The 365-nt window shown below is 70.1% G+C and carries 1 pseudogene; it reads left to right on the forward strand.

The features are described from left to right. Nucleotides 1–33: 33 nt before the first annotated feature. Nucleotides 34–365: pseudogene (locus tag ACOADB_RS05210) on the forward strand (nicotinamidase); the annotation flags it as partial.

The following is a 365-nucleotide window of genomic DNA, read 5'->3' on the forward strand; positions in this document are numbered from 1 at the left end:
TACCTGACCACCACCGAGAGAACGGAGACCGCCGTGCCCACCCACCGCGCACTCATCGTCGTCGACGTCCAGAACGACTTCGTGGAAGGAGGTTCGCTCGGCGTCACCGGCGGCCGCGAGGTCGCCGGACGGATCAGCGAACACCTCGCCGCGAAGTCGGGTGACTACGCCCTGATCGCGGCATCGCGCGACTGGCACCACGCCGGCGACACCAACGGCGGCCACTTCCACGCCCCCGGCGAGGACCCCGACTTCGTGAACACCTGGCCCGTGCACTGCGTCCAGGGCGAGGCGGGCTCGGACTACGCACCCGAGCTGGTGACGGACGCCGTCACCCACCACGTCGTGAAGGGCATGGGCGAGGC

The organism is Nocardioides sp. CPCC 206348, from assembly GCF_048654705.1.
In the GTDB taxonomy this organism is placed as follows: Bacteria; Actinomycetota; Actinomycetes; order Propionibacteriales; family Nocardioidaceae; genus Nocardioides.